This is a genomic window from Mucilaginibacter sp. OK268 (assembly GCF_900103125.1).
GTDB lineage: Bacteria > Bacteroidota > Bacteroidia > Sphingobacteriales > Sphingobacteriaceae > Mucilaginibacter.
Window position 1 is genome coordinate 104,643 of the sequence record NZ_FNJV01000011.1, and the last position, 24,975, is coordinate 129,617.

At 43.3% G+C, this 24,975-nt stretch carries 20 protein-coding genes; 6 read left to right on the forward strand and 14 right to left on the reverse strand.

Features of this window, described 5'->3' with window-relative positions:
* Positions 1 to 122: 122 nt before the first annotated feature.
* Positions 123 to 1,043 (forward strand): DUF6263 family protein, encoded by a 921-nt coding sequence (locus tag BLR84_RS26010; protein ID WP_143014001.1) that lies wholly within the window; start codon positions 123 to 125, stop codon positions 1,041 to 1,043.
* Between the two features lie 312 nt (positions 1,044 to 1,355).
* On the opposite strand, the gene BLR84_RS26015 is transcribed toward BLR84_RS26010, so the two are convergent.
* Positions 1,356 to 1,715, reverse strand: a complete 360-nt coding sequence (locus BLR84_RS26015; RefSeq protein ID WP_090473189.1) for a hypothetical protein — start codon at positions 1,713 to 1,715, stop codon at positions 1,356 to 1,358.
* A gap of 8 nt (positions 1,716 to 1,723) precedes the next feature.
* On the reverse strand, positions 1,724 to 2,341 hold the full coding sequence (locus BLR84_RS26020) for a TNT domain-containing protein (RefSeq protein ID WP_090473190.1): 618 nt from the start codon (positions 2,339 to 2,341) through the stop codon (positions 1,724 to 1,726).
* Between the two features lie 419 nt (positions 2,342 to 2,760).
* On the opposite strand from BLR84_RS26020, the gene ligA reads away from it, so the two are divergent.
* The 4 genes from ligA (at position 2,761) to dapA (ending at position 8,832) form a co-directional block, all read left to right on the forward strand.
* A complete protein-coding gene (gene ligA / locus BLR84_RS26025; protein WP_090473191.1) occupies positions 2,761 to 4,776 on the forward strand; it encodes an NAD-dependent DNA ligase LigA in 2,016 nt (671 codons plus the stop codon).
* Positions 4,777 to 4,916: 140 nt separating this feature from the next.
* Entirely contained in the window at positions 4,917 to 5,144 is a 228-nt protein-coding gene (locus BLR84_RS26030) for a hypothetical protein (RefSeq protein ID WP_090473192.1), read from the forward strand.
* Between the two features lie 117 nt (positions 5,145 to 5,261).
* Positions 5,262 to 7,718: a DUF5686 and carboxypeptidase regulatory-like domain-containing protein gene (locus BLR84_RS26035; protein ID WP_090473193.1), complete on the forward strand. Its 2,457-nt coding sequence runs from the start codon at positions 5,262 to 5,264 to the stop codon at positions 7,716 to 7,718.
* Between the two features lie 235 nt (positions 7,719 to 7,953).
* A complete protein-coding gene (gene dapA / locus BLR84_RS26040; RefSeq protein WP_090473194.1) occupies positions 7,954 to 8,832 on the forward strand; it encodes a 4-hydroxy-tetrahydrodipicolinate synthase in 879 nt (292 codons plus the stop codon).
* Positions 8,833 to 8,905: 73 nt separating this feature from the next.
* On the opposite strand, the gene BLR84_RS26045 is transcribed toward dapA, so the two are convergent.
* The 4 genes from BLR84_RS26045 to BLR84_RS26060 all read right to left on the reverse strand — a co-directional run bounded on the left by BLR84_RS26045 (position 8,906) and on the right by BLR84_RS26060 (position 13,847).
* Positions 8,906 to 9,085 carry a histone H1-like protein gene (locus BLR84_RS26045; protein ID WP_022830046.1) on the reverse strand — a complete coding sequence of 60 codons (180 nt, stop codon included), beginning with the start codon at positions 9,083 to 9,085 and terminating at the stop codon, positions 8,906 to 8,908.
* Between the two features lie 310 nt (positions 9,086 to 9,395).
* Entirely contained in the window at positions 9,396 to 10,829 is a 1,434-nt protein-coding gene (locus BLR84_RS26050) for a glycoside hydrolase family 125 protein (RefSeq protein WP_090473195.1), read from the reverse strand.
* Positions 10,830 to 11,066: 237 nt separating this feature from the next.
* Positions 11,067 to 12,803 (reverse strand): phospho-sugar mutase, encoded by a 1,737-nt coding sequence (locus BLR84_RS26055; protein WP_090473196.1) that lies wholly within the window; start codon positions 12,801 to 12,803, stop codon positions 11,067 to 11,069.
* A gap of 264 nt (positions 12,804 to 13,067) precedes the next feature.
* Complete coding sequence (locus BLR84_RS26060; RefSeq protein ID WP_090473197.1) at positions 13,068 to 13,847, reverse strand: heparin lyase I family protein; 780 nt, start codon at positions 13,845 to 13,847, stop codon at positions 13,068 to 13,070.
* Positions 13,848 to 14,014: 167 nt separating this feature from the next.
* On the opposite strand from BLR84_RS26060, the gene BLR84_RS26065 reads away from it, so the two are divergent.
* Complete coding sequence (locus BLR84_RS26065; protein ID WP_090473198.1) at positions 14,015 to 15,058, forward strand: LacI family DNA-binding transcriptional regulator; 1,044 nt, start codon at positions 14,015 to 14,017, stop codon at positions 15,056 to 15,058.
* Between the two features lie 221 nt (positions 15,059 to 15,279).
* Here BLR84_RS26065 and BLR84_RS26070 read toward each other — a convergent pair whose 3' ends face one another.
* The 8 genes from BLR84_RS26070 to BLR84_RS26105 all read right to left on the reverse strand — a co-directional run bounded on the left by BLR84_RS26070 (position 15,280) and on the right by BLR84_RS26105 (position 24,963).
* The gene (locus BLR84_RS26070; protein WP_090473199.1) at positions 15,280 to 16,524 is read right to left on the reverse strand and encodes an aminotransferase class I/II-fold pyridoxal phosphate-dependent enzyme; all 1,245 of its coding nucleotides are present in this window, start codon (positions 16,522 to 16,524) and stop codon (positions 15,280 to 15,282) included.
* 270 nt (positions 16,525 to 16,794) lie between these two features.
* A complete protein-coding gene (gene ftsZ / locus BLR84_RS26075; RefSeq protein ID WP_090473200.1) occupies positions 16,795 to 18,396 on the reverse strand; it encodes a cell division protein FtsZ in 1,602 nt (533 codons plus the stop codon).
* 225 nt (positions 18,397 to 18,621) lie between these two features.
* Complete coding sequence (gene ftsA / locus BLR84_RS26080) at positions 18,622 to 19,962, reverse strand: cell division protein FtsA (protein WP_090473201.1); 1,341 nt, start codon at positions 19,960 to 19,962, stop codon at positions 18,622 to 18,624.
* A gap of 4 nt (positions 19,963 to 19,966) precedes the next feature.
* Positions 19,967 to 20,833: a cell division protein FtsQ/DivIB gene (locus BLR84_RS26085; protein ID WP_090473202.1), complete on the reverse strand. Its 867-nt coding sequence runs from the start codon at positions 20,831 to 20,833 to the stop codon at positions 19,967 to 19,969.
* A complete protein-coding gene (gene murC, locus BLR84_RS26090; protein WP_090473203.1) occupies positions 20,826 to 22,184 on the reverse strand; it encodes a UDP-N-acetylmuramate--L-alanine ligase in 1,359 nt (452 codons plus the stop codon). Before murC ends, BLR84_RS26085 begins: the two co-directional genes overlap by 8 nt.
* A 55-nt stretch (positions 22,185 to 22,239) precedes the next feature.
* Positions 22,240 to 23,349: an undecaprenyldiphospho-muramoylpentapeptide beta-N-acetylglucosaminyltransferase gene (gene murG, locus BLR84_RS26095; RefSeq protein WP_090473204.1), complete on the reverse strand. Its 1,110-nt coding sequence runs from the start codon at positions 23,347 to 23,349 to the stop codon at positions 22,240 to 22,242.
* 76 nt (positions 23,350 to 23,425) lie between these two features.
* A complete protein-coding gene (locus tag BLR84_RS26100) occupies positions 23,426 to 24,571 on the reverse strand; it encodes an FtsW/RodA/SpoVE family cell cycle protein (protein ID WP_090473205.1) in 1,146 nt (381 codons plus the stop codon).
* A 50-nt stretch (positions 24,572 to 24,621) separates the two neighbouring features.
* Positions 24,622 to 24,963 carry a four helix bundle protein gene (locus BLR84_RS26105; protein WP_090473206.1) on the reverse strand — a complete coding sequence of 114 codons (342 nt, stop codon included), beginning with the start codon at positions 24,961 to 24,963 and terminating at the stop codon, positions 24,622 to 24,624.
* Between the last annotated feature and the right edge of the window lie 12 nt (positions 24,964 to 24,975).

The following is a 24,975-nucleotide window of genomic DNA, read 5'->3' on the forward strand; positions in this document are numbered from 1 at the left end:
ATGAAATATAAAGAGCATTGATTACTATAAAGTTAACGAAATTACTTTTAAATAATTGTTATGTTTTACTGCATTTTTTGATGCAGATTTTTGTAATAACTTTAACCCGCAACAAATACACTATGAAATATCTTTTTAGCCTGCTTTTAATATCCGGCATCAGCCTGTCGGCTCAAGCGCAAAAAATAAAATTGGCCCTGCACCTCACCAAGGGCAACACCTACAACATGGTTACCAATACTACATCGGCCATTAAGCAAACTGTTAACGGGGTGGATAACCATATCGAGATCACCATTAGCGGTACCACCTCATTCAAGGTATTGAATGCCGACGATTCGTTGTATTACATGGAAGTTAATTATAAAAGCCTGTCCTTAAAAATGCAACTCCCCAACGGCCCTGTGAACTATGATTCGCAAAAGAAGGACCCGAACGATTTTATGTCGAGCATCCTGGGTGGCCTGGTGAACAAACCTTTTACGGCAACCTTTACCAAAAGCGGCAAAGTGAAGTCGGTTGAGAATGTAGAGAACATGATCTCCGCGGTATTGGACAGCTTCCCGCAGGTACAGGGGCCACAGAAAGAGCAGATCAAAAATCAGTTCCTGCAATCATTCGGTGCCAAGGCCATCAAAGGAAGTATAGAACTGGCTACAGCAGTTTTCCCCGAAACACCAGTATCCAAAAACGACAAGTGGACAATTAACACCCGCCTGGAAAGCGCCATGTCGGCAAAGGTAAGCACCGTTTACCAGTTAACCGATATCAGCCCGACCAGTTATGTGATCCATGGTGAAGGCACGCTGGCTACTAACGCTGCCGATGATTTTAAAAAGGTAGGCGAAATGCCTATGAAATATAATATGACCGGCACCATGACCGCCGAGATCAAGGCCGATAAAGTGACCGGCTGGATCAGCGAATCCAAAAGCAAACAGGTGATCAGCGGTACGGTTGATATCAAAGACAACCCCAAAGTACCCGGCGGCGTTAGCTTCCCGATGAGCGTGGTGAATGAATCGGTAACTACGGATAAGTAATAGGCATATCTGTATAACACAACACGGCGGGCAGTAAAAAAAACGCGTCATTGCGAGGTACGAAGCAATCTCTATGCTATACAGAGCGAACCTTTATGGTTTACCTGCCTGTGTAGAGATTGCTTCGTACCTCGCAATGACGCGTTTGTTATATTTGGTTATATATAATCTCAATAATCGGGCGATGGCGAAGTAGAGACGCATATTTGCGTCTCCAGATTGCAAAGTATCACTGTTATTTCCGATCTGTTTTCTCTGTATAATGAGAGACGCAAATATGCGTCTCTACAGAAAAAAGATCGATAAGCGGCCTTATTTAACAACCCACACCCCTTCCAGGTACAGCTTATACCGTGTTGGCTGAAATTCGCCGTAGGCAAAAACGACAACCGTTTTACCTCTTTTTAAATAATACAGCTTCAGGTTATCGTTGCCGCGATATTGATGCAAAAAGCCGCCATCGGGGGTAAACTCACCGGTTTTGATGATGGATTCAAAATCATCATCGCCAATAACTCCGCGCAGATCCTCAAAATCATGTTTGACAGCATCATCAAATTCAATAGCGCCTCCAAGGTCTGTTTGGGTATCCGGTTGAAAGGAGCGGGATACAACATCCTGTTCGTTCCCGTCAAAGATCAGTGATCCTATCTTCTCATATTTTGTGATCATGGCTTTTGTTATTTAGTTTTTTTCTCTTCTGCTATATAACCTTCTTTTTTAAGGTCGTTAATAATATACGGCGTTTCGTACTGGATACCTAAACCCGGTTTACCAAACCAGGGAATAATGGTGCCCTGCCTTACATTGGGTATAGGTTTCAGGATTTTATAAACACGGTAAGGCGAATTTAGTGTTTTATCGGGTAAAGCACGCTGCGGAAAAGGCACGCCGGTTTTGGATACAAAGGTACCACGGTCCTGGAACACGCTGTCGGCATCAAAATAACCGCCGTAACGATCAATTTCTGTCCCAGCCGGCAAGGTTACTATTTTCAGATCTACCGCGCCGCGGTTTGGCGGCCAGCCGCCGTTCAGGTTGTTAGCGGTAAAGAACTGCTCCAGTTGGGCCCATTTTTCTTGTTTCCAGAGTCTCCAGGCAGTGTCGGCCAAAGGTTTCTTGGTGCTATCAGCAAAGTCCGATACCGATTTTACAAAGTCGGCATAGGCAATGCCTCTTACCAGGCCATTGTTTTGGTGACCTTTAGCATGATGCGGGTGATGTTTTTTGGATACCTGTGCCTGTGCAAAGAAAGGCATCAGCAAAACTGCCAATAGCAGTAGTCTAATTTGTTTCATTTTTGTTTTGGTTTAAGTTGACTAATAATTAAATATGCCATAAATATTACACATAACGAAATTAAGTATTTAATATTAAGCAATAATTAAACTTTTCATTCATTTTATATTCGACTCACCCCGTCTGCGCTTCGCTGGGCGACCCTCTCAACCGCTTTGCGGCAAAGAGGGTTACTTACCCACACGTCATTGCGAGGTACGAAGCAATCCCCGATTGGCAGAGCCACTCTGTATAGCATAGAGATTGATTCGTACCTCGCAATGACGTTACTTTTTGATATTTTGTTGCCTCCTCTTTCCGCCGCAGGCAAAGAGAGGGGCGCCCAGCGAAGCGCAGACGGGGTGAGTCTACCGCGTGAATTGCACCAGTTTTATACTTTGTAAAGTATGAAATAAAGTAATTTCTTACCTTCGCATCTATGTCACCAGCGGAAGCCAAAAACCAGATCAAGGCCTTAACAACCGAGTTAAAACAGCACAACTACAACTACTATGTGTTGGCCATGCCTACCATTGCCGATTTTGATTTCGATAAGAAATTAGAGCAGCTGAACAAGCTGGAAAAAGAATTTCCGGAGTTTGCTGATCCGGATTCGCCGACGCAAAAAGTTGGCGGCGATATTACCAAGGAGTTTGTGACCTACAGGCACCGCTGGCCTATGCTGTCATTAGGCAATACCTACAATGAGCAGGAACTGCTTGATTTTGACCAGCGCATCCGCAAGGCCATCGGCGATAATTTTGAATATGTGTGCGAGCTGAAGTTTGATGGCCTGTCTATGAGTTTAACTTATGAGGATGGCAAGCTGGTACGCGCAGTAACCCGTGGCGACGGTGTTCAGGGCGATGAAGTAACCACCAACGTACGCACCATTAATACTATACCTAAACGCCTGCACGAAGACAGCGATTACCCCGCCTACTTTGACATACGCGGTGAAGTTTTCATGCATCGCAAAGCCTTTGAGCGCCTCAATAACGAACGTTTGGAGAGCGGTGAGGTTGCGTATGCCAACCCGCGCAACTTTGCCTCTGGCACCATTAAAATGCAGGATTCGGCCGAGGTAGCTAAACGCCCGCTGGATTGCTTCCTGTATTTTCTGTACACCGAAAAACCTGTATATAAAACCCATTGGGAAAGCCTGCAGGCTGTTAAAAGCTGGGGCTTCCATACCAACGAGCATAGCCGCCTTTGTGGTAACATTGATGAGGTATTTGAATTTATAGCCAAATGGGATAAGGACCGGTTTGGCCTGAGCTATGATATTGACGGCATCGTGATCAAGGTAAATAACTATTCGCAGCAGCAGGAGCTTGGCTTCACCGCCAAATCACCGCGCTGGGCCATAGCCTATAAATTTAAAGCCGAACGGGTACAGACCGAACTTTTGAGTGTAAGCTACCAGGTTGGTCGTACAGGGGCTGTTACCCCGGTAGCTAATTTAAAGCCGGTACTACTGGCCGGCACCACCGTTAAACGGGCCACCCTGCATAATGCCAACGAGATCATCCGCCTGGACCTGCACGAAGGTGATACCGTTTTTGTGGAGAAAGGCGGCGAGATCATCCCGAAGATCATCAGCGTAAATCCCGAAAAAAGGGCGCAGAACGCCGTACCCGTAGTATACCGTACCACCTGCCCTGCCTGCGATACCCCGCTGGAACGGAAAGAAGGCGAAGCCGCTTTTTATTGCCCTAACGACGAAGGCTGCCCGCCACAAATTGTGGGTAAAATGCAGCATTTTATCGGTCGCAAGGCTATGGATATTGACGGCCTGGGCGACGAGACCATCGAAACCCTGTATTCAAAGGGATTCATCAGCCATATCAGCGATATTTATAAGCTGCATGAACACGCCGATGAATTAAAGCAAATGGACCGCTTTGGCGACAAATCCATCACCAACATGCTGGATGGTATCGAAAAGTCGAAACAAATGCCGTTTGAAAAGGTGCTGTTTGGCCTGGGCATCCGCTACATTGGCGAAACAGTTGCCAAAAAACTCGCTATCCATTTTAAATCGATCGACGGACTGATGGCCGCTACCCAGGAAGAGCTGGTAACTGCCGATGAGATTGGCGAGCGCATTGCCCAAAGCCTTATTGATTATTTCGCGGATGAAAAACACCGGGAAGAAATTGAAAAATTAAAAGAGCTCGGTTTACAATTTATTGCCGACATAAAAGAAGTAAAACTGGCCAGTGAAAAACTAAGCGGACAGAGTTTCATCATATCGGGCGTATTTGAGAAATTTTCACGCGATGAATTGAAGGACCTGATAGAGCAAAACGGTGGTAAAATATTGAGCAGCATATCGGCCAAGCTTAACTACCTGGTTGCCGGCGACAACATGGGTCCGGCTAAACTGGAAAAAGCGCAAAAGCTAAATATCCCTATCATCAGCGATGAGGAATTATTGGCGATGCTTGGCTAATTTTATTAAAACTTTACCCATAATTATTGGTTTCAAAGAGAAGACACCTATTGTAATCATCTTTTATTCAACAGAGTAAGATCTGATTATATATATTTTTCGTACTTTCACTAACCAATTACCAATTTAAACCAGTCATTATGGCAACTATCATTCCTATACAGGAAAATATTTTTTGCGAACCCTGCAAAGACTGTGGCGCCAGACCGGTTATTGAGCAAATAAAAGGCAATTTTTCGGTGCGTTGCCCCAATGACAAAACTCACTATAAAACAAAACCAGGCTTAATTAATATTGACGACTGGAACCTGAAAAATAAAACATACCCGCCACTGGGGAATGTAAAAAATCCGCAGAAAGCTTCCTGATTTATAATTGTTCCTCCCCGCCCTGATATTATTTAATATCAGATTTCACATTATTTAACAAAACTGTGTTGTAACATTTAGTAATTAAGCTACATCTTAGCATAAACTACCTGCTAAATGAGATCAATCTTATTATTTGCTTTATTTTTAATATCGGGCGCCAGTGTTTTTTCGCAACAGCTTAACATCAGCGGCAAAATAACCGACGAGCATAACCAACCCGTTCCCTTTGCATCCATCTACGTTAAAAATACATCCAAAGGAACCTCGGCCAATAGCGAAGGAGTGTATCAGCTGCAATTAAGCGTCGGTAACTATGAGTTGCAATACAAAGCGGTAGGTTATGGGCAGCGAAGCCGCCAGATAAATCTTACCGGTAACCAGGTGATCAACATCTCGCTCTCAACAGAAATCTACCAGCTTAAATCGGTAGCCATTCACGCCGGCGGCGAAGACCCCGCCTATGCCATCATCCGCAAAGCCATTAAAAAGCGCAAAACTTACCTGAACGAGGTTAAAGCCTACACCTGCGATATTTATATCAAAGGTTTGCAAAAGTTATTGGCTGCACCCAAAAGGTTCCTGGGTTTTGATGTACAAAAAGCTACCAGCGAGGCTGGTCTCGACTCCAACCGTACGGGGATCGTTTATTTATCAGAATCCGAATCAAAATATAGCTTTATACGACCCAACAAGGTACATGAGGTGCAGGTATCCTCTAAGGTATCGGGGCAAAACCGGGCCTTCAGCTTTAACCGCGCATCGGATATGGCAGTTAATTTTTATGAGAACTTTGAAACCTGGGATGGCCTGAGCAATCGTCCGCTGGTATCGCCCATTGCCGATAATGCCCTGTTCTATTACAATTATAAATGGATGGGTCTCACTGTAGAGAACGGCGAAACCATCAACAAGATACAGGTAACGCCTAAACGCGCGCATGACCCTTGCTTTGAGGGCTATATTTATATACTGGATGATAGCTGGCGGTTATCGGCTCTGCAACTGTTCATCACCAAAAAGGCCAATATCAATTTGGTTGATACCCTTAAAGTAAACCAGCAGTTTTACCCGGTAAATAATAATACAGCCTGGATGCCGGCCAGTATTAAATTTGAATTTACCGGGGGCTTACTGGGTTTTAAAGTTGGGGGTTATTATATTTCGATATATAAAAATTACGACCTGGAGCCTAGCTTTGCCAAAACTAATTTTGCCGAAGTTTTACGGATAGATAAAGGAACCCATAAAGATTCGACCTATTGGAATGAGCAGCGCCCCATCCCCTTAACCGGCGAAGAAAAAACCGACTATATCAATAAGGACAAGCTGGCTCGCAAACGCGAGTCGAAACAGTACCTCGATTCGTTGGATAAGGCTAATAACGAGGTAAAACCGATGGGTATATTACTTACCGGGGTGGATGTCCGCAACCGTTATAAAAAGGAAAATTTTCATTATGATGGCTTGTTGGGTTCAGCGCTTTACAACACGGTAGAGGGTTTCGCGATCAACTATGGCGTGTCATACAGTAAGGTGATCGATACGCTTAATAACCGTTCGCTGATGCTGGATGGCCATGTGCGTTACGGCTTTTCCAATCATTTACTGAATGGCACCCTTGGTTCGAGTATACCTGTAGGCCAGCGGTTTACACTTGGCGTTCGTGGCGGATCCGACATTACCGACCTGAACAACCAGCAGCCGGTATCCACGCTGGTTAACTCCCTCTACAGTTTGTTTGAGCGGCAAAACTACCAGAAGCTGTATCAAAAGCAATTTGTATCAGCATCCTTATCTGGTCGCGTTGTGGGTGGATGGCTGGCCAGTGCCACAGTCGAGTGGGCCAACCGTAAATCACTGGCCAATAGCACCACCTATAGCTTTTTTAGTCCGCAAAATCATGAGTTCACCTCCAACAATCCTTTGAATCCGGCACTGGATGTCCCTTTGTTCCCGGAAAATCAATCGTTCAAAATAGCTTTACGCACCAGTTATAATTTTAGCGATCAGTATGAAACCTATCCATCGGGTCGCAGGTATCTGCCATCAAAATACCCTACCATCGGGATAAACTATACCAAGGGGATAAAAAATATACTGGGATCTGATGTGGATTACGACCTGCTAAGCGCCGACATATCCAAATCAAATATTGATATGGGTTTTTATGGCAAAACCTCCTTTTTTATAGGTGCTGGCAAATTTCTAAATGCTAATAAATTATACTTCCCGGATTATAAACATTTTTACGGTAACCAGCTATTGGCCTATACGCCCGGCATCAACCGGTTCCTGTTGTTAGATTATTACAACTTCAGCACGCCCGATAAATATGCCGAAGGTCATCTGGAACACAATTTCATGGGTTTTATCACCAACAAGATCCCCCTCATCCGCAAACTGAAGCTGCAGGAAATTGTAGATGTAAACTACCTGTATACCCCTACCCTTAAAAATTATACCGAGCTGGGTTTCGGCCTGCAATATTTAAATATCAGGCTGATGTATGGCAAATCATTCAACAGCGGCAGCAACACCAATTCGGCTATCAGGCTGGGGGTTTCTTTTTAATGAGTTACCTTCCTCACTTGCTGTCATTTCGACCGGAGGGAGAAATCTTATACGCTCTGCATATCGCATGTATAAGATCTCTCCTCGTACCTCGTTCGAGATGACAATCAGGATGGGCACAATGCCAAAAACTGTGTTTAAACCTCGTATGCTTATTATTCATTACTCAAAACTCATCACTTAATACCCTAAACTCCCGGCACAATTGCTATATTAGCGTCCTTTAATTTTACTCATGAATATATTTTACGGAACAGGGGTAGCCATGGTGACCCCTTTTCAGGCGGATGGTCAAGTTGACTACAAGGGTTTAAGAAACCTTATTGAACATTTGATTGATGGCGGGGTGCAATACCTGGTATCATTAGGTACAACCGGCGAAAGCGCCACATTGAATGCCGCCGAGCGAAAGCAGGTTTGGGCATTTACCGCGGAAGTTGTCAAGAAGCGCGTAAATCTGGTTGCCGGTATAGGCGGTAATAATACTCATGAAGTAGTTGAGCAAGTCAAAGAGTTTGATGTTACCGGTTACGATGCCATACTATCATCAAGCCCACATTATAACAAACCTACCCAGGAGGGTATATACCAGCACTATAAAGCTATAGCGCAGGCAACACCGCTTCCGGTAATTTTATATAACGTACCCAGCCGTACCGGCAGCACTATTGCAGCGGAAACAACCGTACGCCTGGCCCGCGATTTTAAAAACATCATCGGTATTAAAGAGGCTTCGGGCAATTTCGACCTGTTTAACCACTTGATGCGCGATAAACCGGAGGAGTTTTTAGTGATATCTGGCGATGATCCGGTTACCCTGCCTATGATGGCTATGGGAGCCGTTGGTGTGATATCTGTTATTGGCAATGCTGTGCCAAAACCATTATCGGCTATGATTAACCAGTTGCTTAACAACGATTATAAAGCCGCGCAAAAAATAAACGCCAGCCTGGTAGAGTTTACCCGGCTAATGTTTGTGGAAGGCAACCCGGCCGGTGCCAAAAACGCCCTGAAACATTTGGGTGTTTGCGATGAGTATCTGCGCCTCCCACTGGTACCTGTAAGCAGCAAAGTAGCCGAGGCTATTAAACTTGAAACAGATAAGCTTTCTTAAAAACAAAATATCTTCAACAAAAAAACCCGGTTATCATATAACCGGGTTTTTTATTGGAATAAGAAAAATCTTACTAAGCTTCTTTATTTTTAGCTTCCTGTACTTCCAGACGGATAGCCTGTGCCAGGTTTTTAAGATCTTGCATGCCTTTACGAACACGTGTTCCGGCAGCGCTGTTTCCTTTGTTGTAGAATTTGTCGGCGTCGGCCTCCAATGAAGCTACAAGCTCTTTTACTTCAGTAAATTTTTTCATTTAATTACTCCTTTTAAAATTATTGAGGTTTATTGTTTTAACTAAAGCTAATCTATAATGTTTTTTTTTAATTAAAAATTTTTAAGACGAAAAAATACTGCCTTAAAAGTGGTTTTTTTCCACATTTTAAGCGATTAATGAATATTTAAGCGGATATATATTATATTAAAAACAAACAACAATAAAATATTTTTGATAATAATTTACTTATAGATATTAAATACAAAACATAAATTTAAATAATAGTATTTTATATAATTTTAGTTAGAAAAAACCATATTTTAATACGATTCATATATTAAAATCAGTATTAAATGATTTTCTGCAATATATCCGGATAATGTTGGTGTGTTTTGATAATCAATTCGCCAAATAAAGTGTTGGCCCAGGCAAACCATTTACGGGTAAAATCATCGGCATTATCCTTATTGAACGACTCATGCATAAAGCCTGTACCGGCATGTGTGGTTTTTAATAACCGCAAACATTCGGTGATCTCGTCTTTATGGGTAGAGGTTAAACCACGCATAATAATAGCCATTGGCCATATATAACCGATACCCACGTGCGGGCCGCCAATACCTTCGGCTACTTTGCCTTTAAAGAAGTAGGGATTGTTTTCGCTCAGCACAAATTTACGGGTGTTTTGGTACAGCAGATCGGTAACCGGCAGCGAATCCAGGTAAGGCAATGCCAGTAAACTGGGCACGTTTGAATCATCCATGAATAATTGATTTCCGTAACCATCAACCTCAAAAGCTAATATTTTGCCATATTCCGGGTGTTGCGCTACCGCGTATTTTTTTAATGCGGCTTCAACCTCGGCAGCAAGGGCACGGCAGCCAGCTGATGTTCCGCTGTCGTTACCGATAGTGGCATACATTTCGGCCATTTGGTTTAAGCTGGTAACCGCGAAATAGTTTGACGGAATCAGGAATGGATAAATGGTAGCATCATCTGAAGGACGGAAGATAGAGCAGATCAAACCTACGGGCTTAACCGGGTTACCGTAGCCCCTGTTAGGTGCGGTATCACTGGCTACTTCGGTTTTTCGTTGGAAATGGTAAGGACCTTTATCGTCTTTACGCTGCTGCTCCTTGAAAGTTTTCAGGATGATCTTACCTGATTTTTGCCAGCTTTCATCAAAAAAGCTGCTGTCACCGCTGATCTTCCAGTAGTTGTACGCCAGTCTTACAGGGTAACAAAGGGAATCGATCTCCCATTTGCGCTCGTGCAGCTCGGGCTTCATATCGGTGCGGTCGGTATCCCACTCGCTGCCGGTTGGGCCCTGGTTAAAGGCATTGGCATATGGGTCTATCTGTATACACTTAGCCTGGCGGCTCAACACACCTTGTATCAACTTTTTAAGCGCCGGATCAGTTTTGATCAACGGCAGGTATGGCCAAACTTGTGCGGATGAATCGCGCATCCACATGGCGTTAATATCACCGGTTATAACAAATGTATCAGGCTTACCGCCAGCTTCGGAATAATTTACGGTAGTATCCAACGTATTGGGATAGCAGTTTTCAAACAGCCAGGCCAGCTCCGGATCTTTAATATCTTTTTTCACCTTTTGAATAATGGCCTCAACCGCCTTACTGGTAAATTTACGATCGGCCAGTTTAGGGCGTTTACTTTCAAACGCAGGCAAAGTGCTGGCAAATAATGACGGCGTAACACCCAGGGTAAGGCCTGCGGCGGCTACCCCGTTCAGTTTAATGAAATGTCTTCTGGTGAGCATAAAGATTTTTTAATGGTAGCCGTAAAAATATAAAAGCCTTTGGTTATCCGAAAGATATTAGGGTTTTATTTTAAAAGGTTTTAGCAACAATGGGAGGGCTGTCATCCTGAGCCCGTCGAAGGATCGCGCGCAGAGGCCCACCCACCATGCTTCGACAGGCTCAGCATGACACAGCCCTTTATGAAACAGCAAAGGCGCCTGTCGGCGCCTTTGCTGTTTCATATGTTTTTACCAGGATTAAACCCCCAAATCCTTCATAATGGTATCAATTTTCGCTTCCAGTTGGTGATCGGTTTCGTGGTAAGCGGCTTTGCTGGCCAGTTTACCATTTACGCTGCAATAAAACTTGATCTTAGGTTCGGTACCTGAAGGGCGGGCAGATATGATGCTTCCGTCGGCGGTAATGAATTGGAGTACATCTGATTTTGGCAATTCCAGTGCTTTAGTGGTATTGCTGTTCAGATCGGTTTCTACACCTTTTTCATAATCTTTCAGCGTGATCACCTTTGATCCGCCTAAGGTAGCCGGCGGATTATTCCTGAATTTATCCATCATCGCTATGATCTCTTCGGCACCGGTTTTACCCTTTTTAGTGATCGAGATCAGCTTTTCTTTATAGAAACCATATTGTACATAAGTATCAATAAGGGCCTCAAACAAGCTGCTGCCTTTATCTTTATAATAGGCCGTCATTTCGGCAATAAAAGCGCTGGATACAATGGCATCTTTATCGCGCACCAGCTCACCTATCAGGTAGCCATAGCTTTCTTCACCGCCGCCAATAAAGGTTTGCTTGCCTTGTAGCTTGGTCATTAACTCGCCGATATATTTAAAGCCGGTAAGCGTATTATAAAAGGTAACGTTTTTAGCCTTGGCTATCGCCTCGATCAGGTTAGTTGTTACAATGGTTTTAACGATGTACTCCTTGCCGGTTAGTTTGCCTTTATCCTGCCATGCGGTCAACAGGTAATTAATGAGCAAACTGCCGGTTTGGTTACCGTTAAGCAGTATAAATTCGTTCTGATCATTTTTAACGGCGATACCTACACGGTCGGCATCCGGATCGGTTGCCAGCACCAGGTCGGCGTCTGTTTCTTTGGCTTTTTTAAGGGCCAGGGTTAAGGCTTCTTTTTCCTCGGGGTTTGGATATACTACGGTTGGGAAATTACCATCGGGCGTGGTTTGTTCATCAACCAATATCACATTTTCAAAACCAAAAAGCGCCAGGGCTTTAGGGGTTAAAGTGATACCCGTACCATGAATTGGCGAATACACAATTTTAAGATCCTTTTGTCTTTTGATAGCTTCGGGCGATACAGAAAGCTTCACAATTTCCGACAGGTACAGATCATCAATGTCCTTACCTATTGTTTCTATATTTTCTTCAACGCGGTTAAATTTAACCTCATCAATACTTTTTATAGCCGCTACTTCGTCCATCACGGCTTTATCATGCGGGGCAACCAACTGTCCGCCATCATCACCATACGCTTTATAACCGTTATATTCTTTTGGATTGTGTGATGCGGTAAGCATTACCCCGCTTTTGCAACCCAGGTGGCGTACCGCAAAGGAAAGCTCTGGCGTTGGGCGTAAGGCCTCAAAATAATACACGTGAATACCATTTGCCGAAAAAACCTCAGCTGTGGTAGAAGCCAAAAGATCGGCATTGTTACGACTATCATGCGCGATGGCTACTTTAATTTTTTCGCCAGGATAAGTTTTTTTAAGATAGTTGGCCAGTCCCTGAGTGGCAGTACCGATGGTGTACTTATTAACACGGTTTGAGCCCGGGCCCATAATACCGCGAAGACCACCTGTTCCGAATTCCAGGTCTTTATAAAATGAATCTGTTAATTCTGTATATGCCTTATCATCCAGTAATTTTTGTATCTGTTGTTTAACATCAGCATCGTAGCTGCCTTGAAGCCATGTATTTACTTTTTGTAGTACGGAGGGGTCTAATTCTTGCATGTGTACCTTTATTAATGGATAATTTGTTAAAATCAGTTTGATAACAAATATGGTAATAAAATGTGTGCGTGCAATTGAACAATAAAATATTTTGTGGAGGGGAAATTCCCTTAAGCGTCATTGCGAGGTACGAAGCAATCTCTACACAAGCAGGTCAACCATAAAAGTTCACTCTGTAAAGCATAGAGATTGCTTCGTACCTCGCAATGACGCGTTTTTTTATACAAGAGAAAGCCCCGGTAAACCGGGGCTTTCTTTTATTTGTTACTGAGCTACATCTGCATAACTTGTACCAATCCGTATCTTTTTAACAATATGGGTTGCTTGTGAAGCATCGCCGCCATATACACCCCATTTGGGATCGCAGGAGTCGCTGTCGAAAGTGCGGCAGTAATATCGTTGACTACTATTAGTAAAAGTTTGTTTTACCCCGTTATACCATAGTTCAATATAGCCGTCGGTGGCGCTATCTGATAATTTGATACGTAAGACAAATGATTGCCAGACACTCACAGCAAGCGGAATTGACCATGGCACACTGGCCACATGATTAATATCAAAATATTGCAGTTCCAGATTGCCGTTATTGGTGCGCAGCATTAGTGGATGGTTGGCTGTAGTGCTGGTTGGATAGGATTTCCACTGAAATACAGCATCCGTTTTTAAAGAGGTAGGCATATACAGCTTGTCTGTCCACCCGATGTAAAACTCGGACCCATTTAATGCCTGGTAGTTTTTGGCGCCATGGCCTTCTGTGCGATGACTGCCTGCCGGTTTGGTAAATTGCCAGCAAAGAGTGCCGGTTTCGTCCGTAACGGTGGTCATGGCACCCGAGCCTTCAATGTTTACATCTTTCCACACATTACTTGAGCCCAGGGAGGCATCACCATTAAATAGTACCGAGAATGTTTTTAGAGTTCCCGCGGTTTGTGAAGCGTTGCCCCCATTGTTTACAGGATTGGTCTTTGCTTCTTTTGTGCACTGCGATAGCAGCATTACGCAACCTGCCCCCAAGGCAGTTGCCATTAGTTGAATTTTTCTCATGTTCTTCTTTTAGTTTATAATGGTAAATTATATATTTACGCAACCGGTTGCGTAAATATATAAAAATAATAATTAAAAAGCTTTTGCTGATATTTTTTATATATCGTTAGGCTATCCGGATGATTATCTTTACCCGGTATCAGCATAAATGATAAAATTAAGTAAGTATGAGTATAGAGGATAGTTATCGATCCAATAAAGAAATTACTTTAATTGATATAGCGAGGGAGTTAAATGTTTCTAAAAGCACCGTATCACGGGCGCTGCAGAACCATCACTCTATTGGTGCCGCCACCAAGAAAGCAGTATTGGAACTGGCCGAGAAATATAATTATCAGCCCAATGCCATTGCCTCCAGCTTATTTAAAAAATCAACCAAAACAATAGGCGTTATTGTCCCCATCCTATCCCATTACTTTTTTTCGACGGTAATAGCCGGGATAGAGGAAGTAGCTTACAAAGCCGGGTATAAAGTGATCATTTGCCAGTCGCACGAGTTGTATGAGAGGGAGATGATCGTATCAAAAACATTATTATCGGCCAAGGTGGATGGATTGATCGTATCCGTTTCAAAAGAAACCGTTAATATGGATCATTTCCAGTCGTTTTTGAACAAGAACATCCCCTTGGTTTTCTTCGACCGATTGCCCTCCGGTATCCAAAGTAACAGTGTATCGGTTGATGATTATGAGGGCGCCTTTAAAATAGTGGAACACCTGATTGAGCAGGGCTGTAAAAAGATTGCCCACTTTACCGGGCCGTTGAACATTACACTCGCACAAAACAGGTTGCAGGGTTATAAAGATGCTTTATGGAAGCACAACATCCCCATAAATAACGAATTGATATACGAATGCGGTTTTGAAAGAGCCCAGGGAATAGCCACTACAGAAAAACTGCTTGCTGATAAAGCCTCCATCGATGCCATATTCGCGGTTTGTGATCCGGTGGCTATTGGCGTAATGCTCACTTTAAAGCAAAAGGGCATCAACGTCCCCCATAACATCGCGGTTGTTGGTTTTAATGACGATCCTACCGCTACGGTTATTGATCCTCCATTAACAACTGTTGCTCAGCCTGCGTTTGAGATTGGTGTCGCAGCCGGCAATATTTTCTTAAAGCAAGTCACTGAACCAGGGGGCGGATATATAAAAGAAATATTAAAAACGAATTTGGCTATCAGACAATCCAGTCTTTGGGGCAATAGATAAATACATTCGGGATAAGAAATAAGGACCTTATGTCAACAAAAAGCATGTCATTTCGAACGAGGTACGAGGAGAAATCTTTTGCATGGGATACATCCAGCGCAAAAGATTTCTCTCTTCGTTCGAAATGACATACTTTTTTTAATTAACGAAATCACCATCCAATCATTCTAAAATGAGAAAAGCCCCGGTAAACCAGGGCTTTTCTATTATATCATGAAGTCTTAAGCTATTTCCAGCTTATCCTCTTTGTAGTAACCTGATTTTAGTTTTTCGGCCATTTCGCTGTAGGCGTCAAGCGTGCGTTGTACGTCCTCTAATGAATGGGCAGCGGTTGGTATAATACGCAGTACGATCAATCCTTTAGGGATAACCGGATAGATCACAATGGAACAAAAGATACCGTAGTTCTCACGCAGGTCGCGGGTAAGACTGGTAGCCTCAAACAGGTCGCCCTTTAAAAATACAGGGGTAACCATGGTGTTGCTGGCGCCCAGGTCAAAACCACGCTCTTTTAAACCTTTTTGCAAGGTAGAAGCGATCAGCCAAAGTTTTTCACGCAGCTCAGGCTGAGATTTCAGCATTTCGAAACGTTTCTTCAAACCCATTACCATAGGCATAGGCAGCGCTTTGGCAAATGTTTGCGAACGCATATTATAACGCAGGAAGTGAATGATCTGCTCATCGGCAGCTACAAAAGCGCCAATGCCTGCCATTGATTTAGCGAAAGTCGCAAAGTAAACGTCAACACCATCAATACAGCCTTGCTCTTCATGCGTACCGGCACCGGTTTTACCCATGGTACCAAAACCATGCGCATCATCAACCAGTAAACGAAAATCGTATTTCTTTTTAAGTTCTATAATTTCTTTCAGCTTGCCCTGAACACCAGACATGCCAAATACACCTTCGGTGATCAGCAAGATACCGCCACCAGTTTGCTCGGCGAGGCGGGTAGCACGCTCCAGTTGCTTTTCGCAGCTTTCTACATCGTTATGCTGATAAACAAAACGTTTACCTATATGCAGGCGCACACCATCAATGATACAGGCGTGTGATTCGGCATCATAAACAATAACGTCGTTCCTGTCAACCAGTGCATCTATAATGGATACCATGCCCTGGTAACCGTAGTTCAATAAAAAAGCGGCTTCTTTACCTACAAAAGATGCCAGGTTGTTTTCCAACTCTTCATGATGGATGGAGTTACCAGACATCATACGCGCACCCATAGGGTAAGCCATACCATAATCGGCAGCGGCTTTCGCGTCGGCTTCCCTTACTTCGGGGTGATTGGCCAAACCCAGGTAATTGTTCAGACTCCAAACCAAATGTTCTTTGCCGTTAAATTGCATATGCGGGCCGATCTCTCCTTCCAGTTTAGGGAATGAAAAATAACCATGTGACCATTTTTGGTGCTGACCGATAGGGCCGCCCAAACTTTTCGTTATTTTATCAAATAGATCCAAAATAGTACGCTTTTGTAGATAGTATTTTAAAATACAAATATAGCCGTTTATTCGGCTCGCAGCAATAGCTATAACTTTTTAGAATAGGTTATAACTTGGTTGGAAGGAGCAAAGATTATTGGAGCAAGGAATAAGGACAGAAGAATCGCATTTTCTTTAAACAAGAACAGGAAAATTATCTGAAGATTTCTTCTTGTGATAACTTTCCTGTCTTTATGGCTGTGGTTTTCAGTCCTTGTTCCTTTATCTTTTTATCCTTGCTCCACAATATTAATCCGCATTATCATGTAGGAAAGAGTTGTTCTTGCGGATCTCGGTATTACCTTCGTTATCCGGCATCAGGCTAAACCTGGAGATCTGGCTTTCGTCAGACTGCGGGGTTTCCTGCAGCGCTATTTCCTTGCGTTTGTAGGCTGGTACATTTTCCAGTTCCTGTATGTTACCGCTGCGCAGTTTCATGCTCAGGTCTTTCAACCTCATGATACGCTCGCGCGATTTTTTCAGTTGCTCCTCGATAGATTCATTTGTTTTATGATCATCGGCACCTACTACAGGCTCCGGTTCAGGAGCGGGAGCTGGTGGCTCAGGCATTCTTTCTTCCTTAACAGGCAAGTATGATTCAGGCTCACTCATTTTAAAGGTGAAACCCGCGGTATCCGGTTCGTGCTCTTCTTCAGCTTCCTCTTCATCCAGGTTATACCTCATCACCACTTCCTCTTTTTCTTCAGAGCGGGCGGCAAACATATCAAACAAGCCGGTTTGTTTTGGCTCATCCTTTGGTTTAATATAAGGCTCGGCAGTAGCGGTAGCTTTAACCGGGTTGATAAATTCATTTACCGGTTTTACCAAAGGTTTAGCCTCAGGCTCCAGCATAGAGATGATCTTTTTATTGCTGTTCTCTTTTTCGCGCTCATCCTTGGTTTGGAAACCGGTAGCGATAATGGTAACCGATAGTTGGTCGCCCAGGTTATCATCCACGCAATTACCCCATATCAGGTCGGCAGCTAAACCAGCTTCTTCCTGTATGTAATCGGTAATGATGCTTACCTCATCCATGGTTACTTCATGTATACCAGAGCTGATGTTCAGCAATATATATCGTGCGCCTTCAATTTCATTATCTTTTAACAACGGTGATGCCAGCGCACCTTCAACCGCTTTTAAAGCACGATTTTCGCCTTCGGCAGAGCAACTGCCCATGATGGATACACCGCTATCTTTCATTACGGTGCGCACATCCTTAAAGTCAACGTTGATATAACCCGGTAAGGTAATGATCTCGGCTATGCCTTTAGCGGCTGTTGTTAATATATTATCGGCCTGTGCAAAGGCTGAGCTCATGGTTAAGTTGCCGAAGATCTGGCGTAATCTGTCATTTGATATCACCAGGAACGAATCGACATATTTTTTCAGCTCTTCCAAACCGGCATCGGCCTGCATTTTACGGCGTTTACCTTCAAATGAAAACGGGGTAGTAATGATACCTACCGTTAATATATCCATTTCGCGGGCTGCTTTGGCAATGATCGGGCTTGCGCCTGTACCTGTACCACCACCCATACCAGCTGTAATAAACAACATTTTGGTATTAACACCCAGCATCTGCTTAATATCGTCGATATTCTCAATAGCTGAGTTTTTGCCCACCTCGGGTATTGAACCGGCACCCATCCCTTCAGTAAGACTTGCGCCCAACTGTACCTTGTTTGGTATAGGACTTAACTCCAGCGCCTGGGCATCAGTGTTGCAAATTATAAAGTCAACACCGGTAATTCCCTGCCTGTACATATGGTTCACCGCGTTACCGCCGCCACCGCCAACACCAATTACTTTGATGATTGACGATTTTTCTTTTAACATCTCAAACTGCATAATCTTCGTTTTCAGCTATATGTGATTCAACCAATATTTAGATTTTACCATCGTAATAATAGTACTTTTTCCACAAAGGTTTTCCACAATTGTCAATAATGTGGAAAAGTTGCTTTATGTGTAAAACTTTGGTATCAAGTAGCTCGTATCAAGTATCAAGATTTTGAATTCTCCCTAAAAAAGGGCTGTCGTTATACTTGATACTAACTACTTGATACTAAAAAACTATTTCAAAAAGTCCTCATCATTTATATCATCTTTTATAAATGTGATGCTTTTTTTCAGCAACCTGTCAAACAAACCGCCTTCTTTTTTGGGCTCGTATTTTGGTTTTTCTGTTCTTGTATCTGTTGCAGGCGCCGCGGTCATATACTCCGTTTTCTGGATACCTTTTATCAGCAAGCCAATACCTGTTGCAAAGGTTGGGCTCTGCAGCTCCTCATAAATATTTTTCGGCAACACTTCGTTTTTGGCCAGGTGCTCTGTAGGGTAACCTACACGGCAATCCAAGCCGGTAACAAACTCCACCAGTTGGCGCAGGTGTTTCAATTGAGCGCCACCACCGGTTATTACAATGCCGGCTATCAGTTTTTTCTCGTAACCTGATGATTTGATCTCGTAGTACACATGTTCTACAATTTCTTCCATACGGGCCTGTATTACATAAGCCAGGTTTTTTACCGAGATCTCTTTGGGTTCGCGGCCACGTAAACCGGGTACACAAACAATTTCGTTCTCTTTATTTTCATCAGCCAGGGCCGATCCAAACCTTACTTTTAACTGCTCGGCTATGTTACGCATTACTGAACAACCCTCACGGATATCTTCGGTTACGCTGTTACCACCAAATGGAATCACTGCTGTATGACGGATTATACCTTCGTGGAATATGGCCACGTCGGTAGTACCACCACCAATATCCACCAGCACCACACCCGCTTCTTTTTCCTCTTCGCTCAATACCGATTCAGAAGAAGCCAATGGCTCCAGGATCAGATCCTGGCTATCCAGGCTGGCCTTATTAACGCATTTTACAATATTTTTAATAGCCGTTACCTGGCCCGATATGATGTGGAAGTTTGCTTCCAGGCGCACGCCGGCCATACCGATCGGGTCTTTGATACCCGGCTCATTATCTACCGTAAATTCCTGCGGCAATACATGGATGATCTCCTCGCCCGGAGGCATCACCAGGTTGTACATATCCTCAATGAGTTTATCAATATCCTTACGACCAATTTCTGATTGCAGGTCACGACGGGTTATCAAGCCGCGGTGTTGCAAACTTTTGATATGCTGACCTGCTATGCCCACAAACACAACCTTAATATCTACATTGGATTGCGCCCCGGCCACATCAACCGCCTGGGAGATCCCTTGTACTGTTTTATCAATATTTGATACCATACCACGGGTAACACCCGCAGATTCGGCCTTGCCAATTCCTAATACCTCAATCTTCCCGTTCTTGCTCCTGCGCCCAACAATGGCGCATATTTTAGTCGTTCCGATATCCAATCCTACTACAATTGGCGAACTTTTGTCTTGAGTTGAGCTTTTGTCCATATTCCTAATTTATTTGAGATGTATCCTTTTCCATTTTTACAGAATCGGGCTTAAGGTTTTTGGCCTTGCTTGCCTTGATCGAATCTGCTTTCATATTTTCATTTTTAATACCAACCACCTGGCCGGAGTATTTTATGTTTATAGTGCTGTATTTATCCCAGCCCACTTTTGGCAATACCTGTTTATAAAACGCTATCAGGTTAGCAAATTTTACCTGCAATGAATCGGCATTACCGATCAGGATCCTTTGACTTCCTACCCGCGGGATCAGTTCAATTTCATGGTCTTTATTTACATATAGTTGTGCTATCTGCGCGTCCCATAAAGAGTCTTTGCGGATAAAATCGGCGGTTAGGAACAGGTCCTTGGCCAATTTGGTATGCAATGAATCTACATGATTGGTAAACAACTCGTCTATAAAACCATTGGCCACCAGTACCCTGGCGGTAAAGTTTGGCGACAGCGGTATCTTTAAACCATGCTGATCAACATAAAAGTCCATATCATAATGGTTCATGATACGCAGTATAGGCTGACGCTGACTTACCTCGACCCTTAAAACACCATCCATTTCGGTGTAAACCTTGGCAAATTCAATAAATGGATTCGCCCTGAGTTTGTTTTCCAGGTCCTGTATATCGATCCCTTCCAGTTTGCGCCCTATCAGTGTATGACTGTTGGTTTGCAAGATCTGGTCGACCTCCTGCTTGTCAATAAAATACTGACTGCCGGGTATATTAACTTTTACAGCGGTGCAAAGAACACCGGCCTTTTTTATTTGAATAAAACTCATAAGCGTGATAAGGCCACCCAGGCAAATTACCCAGGCAGATATGATCAACACACGCCTCCAGATGAGTTTCCTATCCATTACTTAACATTTCTTTTAAAGAGTGAACCAAAGTATCAATATCACCAGCCCCCACGGTCAGTAACAATTCAGGTTTTTCATTGGCTACCGCATCCAGTGCCTCCTGTTTGCTCAGTTTCCGTTTATTTTGCAGCTCCATTCTGTTCAGCAGCATTTCTGAATTAACGCCCTCTATAGGCAATTCACGTGCCGGATAAATATCCAGCATGATCAATTCATCAACCATATCCAACACTTCGGCAAAGCCTTCGGCAAAATCACGTGTGCGGGTATATAAATGGGGCTGAAAAATGGTAGTCAGCTTTTTGTTTGGATACAATTTTTTTACTGAGGATATGCATGCCCTTAATTCCTCAGGGTGATGCGCATAATCATCAATATAAATATGCTGTGGTGTTTTTACAATATATTCAAACCGGCGTTTAACCCCCTTGAACGATCCCAATGCGCTTTTAATAGCATCGGTATTGATATCCAACCGCAACACTGCCTCAATAGCTGCAACCGCGTTCTCCACATTATGCGTGCCCGCTATACCCATTCTGATATCAGGAATAGTAACATCGGCATTGATGAAATCGAAATAAAAATCACCGTTTTCAATACGTACGTTAGCCGCATGCGCATCGGCGGTAGCATCCGTAAGCGCGTAAGTATAGCCGGTATCCAAAGGCAAGCCTTTTTTATGCACCAGCGTACCGCCGCTTTTTATCTGCGAAGCAAACAGTTGGAACGACTCGGTTAAATGAGCGTGATCTCCATAAATATCCAGGTGATCAGCATCCATCGATGTGATGATAGCCACATCCGGAAACAAGGTAAGGAATGAGCGGTCATACTCATCTGCCTCTACCACCATCACGTTACTTTTACCATACAACACATTGCTTTGGTAATTGGATGATATACCACCCAAAAATGCCGAGCAATCGTTACCAGAATCTTTCAGGATATGTGCCACCATGGTTGAAGTGGTGGTTTTGCCATGCGTACCAGCAACTGCTATGGTAAAGGAGCTTTTACTGATCAGACCCAAAACCTGCGACCGTTTGAACAACTCAAACCCTTTGTTTTTAAAATAGTTTAATATAACCGAATCCTTAGGAATAGCCGGTGTGTAAATAACCAGGGTATCATCGCTGAGCTGCTGGAAACTCATCGGGATCCAATCGGCCCGGTCATCAAAAATAGTTTGTATGCCCTCATTGTGCAGATCATTGGTGAGATCTGTCGAGGTTTTATCATAACCACAAACAATACAACCTAAGTGATGGAAATAACGAGCCAGGCCGCTCATCCCGATGCCGCCTATACCTATAAGGTAAACCCTTTTGATGTTATGTAATTCCATTGTTTTAATTTTAAAAAAGGCCCTCCTCTTTTTGGGGAGAAGGAGGACCATAATTTTAATTGTTGTTGTTTATTGTTATTTTTAATAATTCACGTGCAATAACTTCGTCGGCATCTGGCATAGCCAGTTTACCAATATTAGTACCCAATTTCTTTTGTAAATTCCTGTCGTTTAATAATTCAATTGCTTTATCAACCAGCTTTTCTTCGGCATCCCTGTCGGCCAGAAAAATAGCAGCGTCTTCCTCTACCAGTGCCAGTGCATTTTTAGTTTGATGATCTTCGGCTACATTTGGCGAAGGCACCAGGATCACCGGTTTTTTAACCATGCACAACTCGGCAATGGTACCTGCCCCGGCGCGTGATATAATGATATCGGCAGCGGCATAGGCCAGATCCATACGAGTTAAAAACTCCCTGATCTTCACGTCCGGATGGTGATCTTCACCCAATTTCGCGATGATCTGTTTATAATAATACTTACCGGTTTGCCATATTACCTGTACATCGGCGGCAATTAATTTATCTAAACCGGCGGATATGCTGTTGTTTAATGTAAGTGCTCCAAGGCTCCCACCGGTTATTAATACTGTTTTTTTAAATGCCGAAAGCTTAAACAACTCCAGCGCCTGCATGTGCTTGCCTGCCACATTAACCGAATCGCGGCGGATGGGATTACCTGTTTTGATGATCTTGTCAGCAGGGAAAAACTTATCCATCCCATCAAAAGCCACACATATTTTCTGAGCGTTTTTACCCAGCCATTTATTGGTGATACCTGCATAGGAGTTTTGCTCCTGTATGAGGTAAGGAATATTTTTCAGCGATGCTGCATACAACAATGGCCCCGAAGCATAGCCCCCAACACCCACCGCGGCATCGGGTTTAAAATCTTTAATAATTTTAAGTGCCCGGCGCACACTGTTCATCAGCTTAATGGGGAACATTACGTTTTTCCAAACCGATTTACGTTGTATCCCCTGAATATCCAGACCAATGATCTTGTAACCGGCAGCCGGAACTTTTTCCATCTCCATGCGCCCATTAGCGCCAACAAACAATATCTCGATAGTTGGATCAATATTTTTTAAAGCATTGGCAATAGCAATAGCCGGGAAGATATGTCCTCCTGTTCCGCCACCACTGATGATTATTCTCTTTGCCATTTTTTTATAAACTCTAAAACTAAATTCTAAAACCCCAACTCACTAATTCACTAAATCAATAATTCACTAATTAATCTCAGGCCGTCCTGATCTCTCCTACCACTACTTTCTTTGGCTCTTCAATATCACGGCTAACCGATAATATGATACCAAACGCCACACTGGTAAATAATATCGATGTACCACCCATGCTCACAAAAGGTAAAGGCACCCCGGTTACCGGACCCAAACCTACTGCCACCGCCATATTGGCAAATGCCTGTATGGTTAAGCTAAAACTTAAACCGCAGGCCAGTAACGCCCCAAACGCCTTTGGAGCCTTCGTCACAATTTTTATACACCTGTAGAGTAAAAACAGGTAAATGCCTATTAAGGCAAACCCGCCTACAAGTCCATACTCCTCAATAATAATGGCGTATATTTCGTCGGAGTAGGACTCTGGCAGATAATTTCTTTCGGTACTGTTACCCGGACCTTTGCCAAATAATCCGCCGCTGGCAATAGCTATCTTGGCATGATCAGACTGGAACGACTTATCTGGCTTAGCCTGTTCAGGATGCAGGAACGTGCTTACGCGGGTAGCATACATATGCCGACGTGGCCCCAAGAACAAAACCCCCATTAACAATATAAAACCTGCCGCGCAAACCACCGCTATCTGTTTAATGCTGATACGACCGATAATCAACAGTAAAACACTTACCCCAAACAGCATCAGCGCGGTCGACAAGTTAGCCAGCGCTATGAGTATAAACACCAGGCAAACAGAACCCATAATAGGCAGGAAGGATTCTTTAACATCCTTAATATTTTCCTGCTTGCGCGATAGTGTACGTGCCAGGTAAGTGATCAAAGCCAGCTTAGCCAAATCGGATGTCTGGAAACTCAGACCTATTACCGGGATATTGATCCAGCGGCTGGCGTTATTGATGTGGCTACCAAACACCAATGTGTATAACAACAGTGGTATAGTCACGATCATCATGATCTTGGAGATACCTGCGTAGTAACGATAATCGAGCTTGTGCGATATATACATCAGCGCAATACCACCTACCACCATAGCCAGGTGTTTCATCAGGATCGATTCGACCCCAACACCACGCTTATAAGCCAGCGTACCGGTTGAACTGTATACCGCCAACAGGGATATAACAGAAAGCAATATGACTATAAGCCATATCCAGCGGTCGCCTTTTGTATTACTGAGTATCCTGTGCATATGATTAATGTATTTGCAGATATGCTAATGTGCAGATCTGCAAATGTTTTTTAATGTGTTGACGAAATTATTTTTCCTAATACTTTTATTATTGATTTTATATAATCGTACAGTTCCTCTTCAAATGGATAATTTTCTGCATGCTTGCATAGCATTAACCAATATTCTGTTTCCTGTGCTTCTTTGTATGCTATTTTACATTTGTGCCTAAAATCAGTTTTACTTTCTGCCCCCTGTGCCTCTTTAATATTGGCTCCTATTGATGTACCGCTTCTAAACAGTTGATTAGCCAGATTAAATCTTTTTTGTGATTCAAGCACTTCTGTAAATGCTATAATCTTTAAAGAAAAATTGAAGGTTAAATCAACAATCAAATTCGGCTTTTCATTCATTAATACTCATTT

Bases quoted from the DNA above. Each gene is read 5' to 3' on its own strand.
- ftsA (WP_090473201.1), bottom strand. From the start codon at position 19,962: ATGGACAAAAGCTCAACTCAAGACAAAAGTTCGCCAATTGTAGTAGGA.
- BLR84_RS26035 (WP_090473193.1), top strand. From the start codon at position 5,262: ATGAGATCAATCTTATTATTTGCTTTATTTTTAATATCGGGCGCCAGT.
- BLR84_RS26050 (WP_090473195.1), bottom strand. From the start codon at position 10,829: ATGCTCACCAGAAGACATTTCATTAAACTGAACGGGGTAGCCGCCGCA.
- BLR84_RS26085 (WP_090473202.1), bottom strand. From the start codon at position 20,833: ATGGATAGGAAACTCATCTGGAGGCGTGTGTTGATCATATCTGCCTGG.
- BLR84_RS26020 (WP_090473190.1), bottom strand. From the start codon at position 2,341: ATGAAACAAATTAGACTACTGCTATTGGCAGTTTTGCTGATGCCTTTC.
- BLR84_RS26105 (WP_090473206.1), bottom strand. From the start codon at position 24,963: ATGAATGAAAAGCCGAATTTGATTGTTGATTTAACCTTCAATTTTTCT.
- ligA (WP_090473191.1), top strand. From the start codon at position 2,761: ATGTCACCAGCGGAAGCCAAAAACCAGATCAAGGCCTTAACAACCGAG.
- BLR84_RS26100 (WP_090473205.1), bottom strand. From the start codon at position 24,571: ATGCACAGGATACTCAGTAATACAAAAGGCGACCGCTGGATATGGCTT.
- BLR84_RS26015 (WP_090473189.1), bottom strand. From the start codon at position 1,715: ATGATCACAAAATATGAGAAGATAGGATCACTGATCTTTGACGGGAAC.
- dapA (WP_090473194.1), top strand. From the start codon at position 7,954: ATGAATATATTTTACGGAACAGGGGTAGCCATGGTGACCCCTTTTCAG.
- BLR84_RS26030 (WP_090473192.1), top strand. From the start codon at position 4,917: ATGGCAACTATCATTCCTATACAGGAAAATATTTTTTGCGAACCCTGC.
- BLR84_RS26010 (WP_143014001.1), top strand. From the start codon at position 123: ATGAAATATCTTTTTAGCCTGCTTTTAATATCCGGCATCAGCCTGTCG.
- BLR84_RS26060 (WP_090473197.1), bottom strand. From the start codon at position 13,847: ATGAGAAAAATTCAACTAATGGCAACTGCCTTGGGGGCAGGTTGCGTA.
- BLR84_RS26055 (WP_090473196.1), bottom strand. From the start codon at position 12,803: ATGCAAGAATTAGACCCCTCCGTACTACAAAAAGTAAATACATGGCTT.
- ftsZ (WP_090473200.1), bottom strand. From the start codon at position 18,396: ATGCAGTTTGAGATGTTAAAAGAAAAATCGTCAATCATCAAAGTAATT.
- BLR84_RS26045 (WP_022830046.1), bottom strand. From the start codon at position 9,085: ATGAAAAAATTTACTGAAGTAAAAGAGCTTGTAGCTTCATTGGAGGCC.
- BLR84_RS26065 (WP_090473198.1), top strand. From the start codon at position 14,015: ATGAGTATAGAGGATAGTTATCGATCCAATAAAGAAATTACTTTAATT.
- murG (WP_090473204.1), bottom strand. From the start codon at position 23,349: ATGGCAAAGAGAATAATCATCAGTGGTGGCGGAACAGGAGGACATATC.
- murC (WP_090473203.1), bottom strand. From the start codon at position 22,184: ATGGAATTACATAACATCAAAAGGGTTTACCTTATAGGTATAGGCGGC.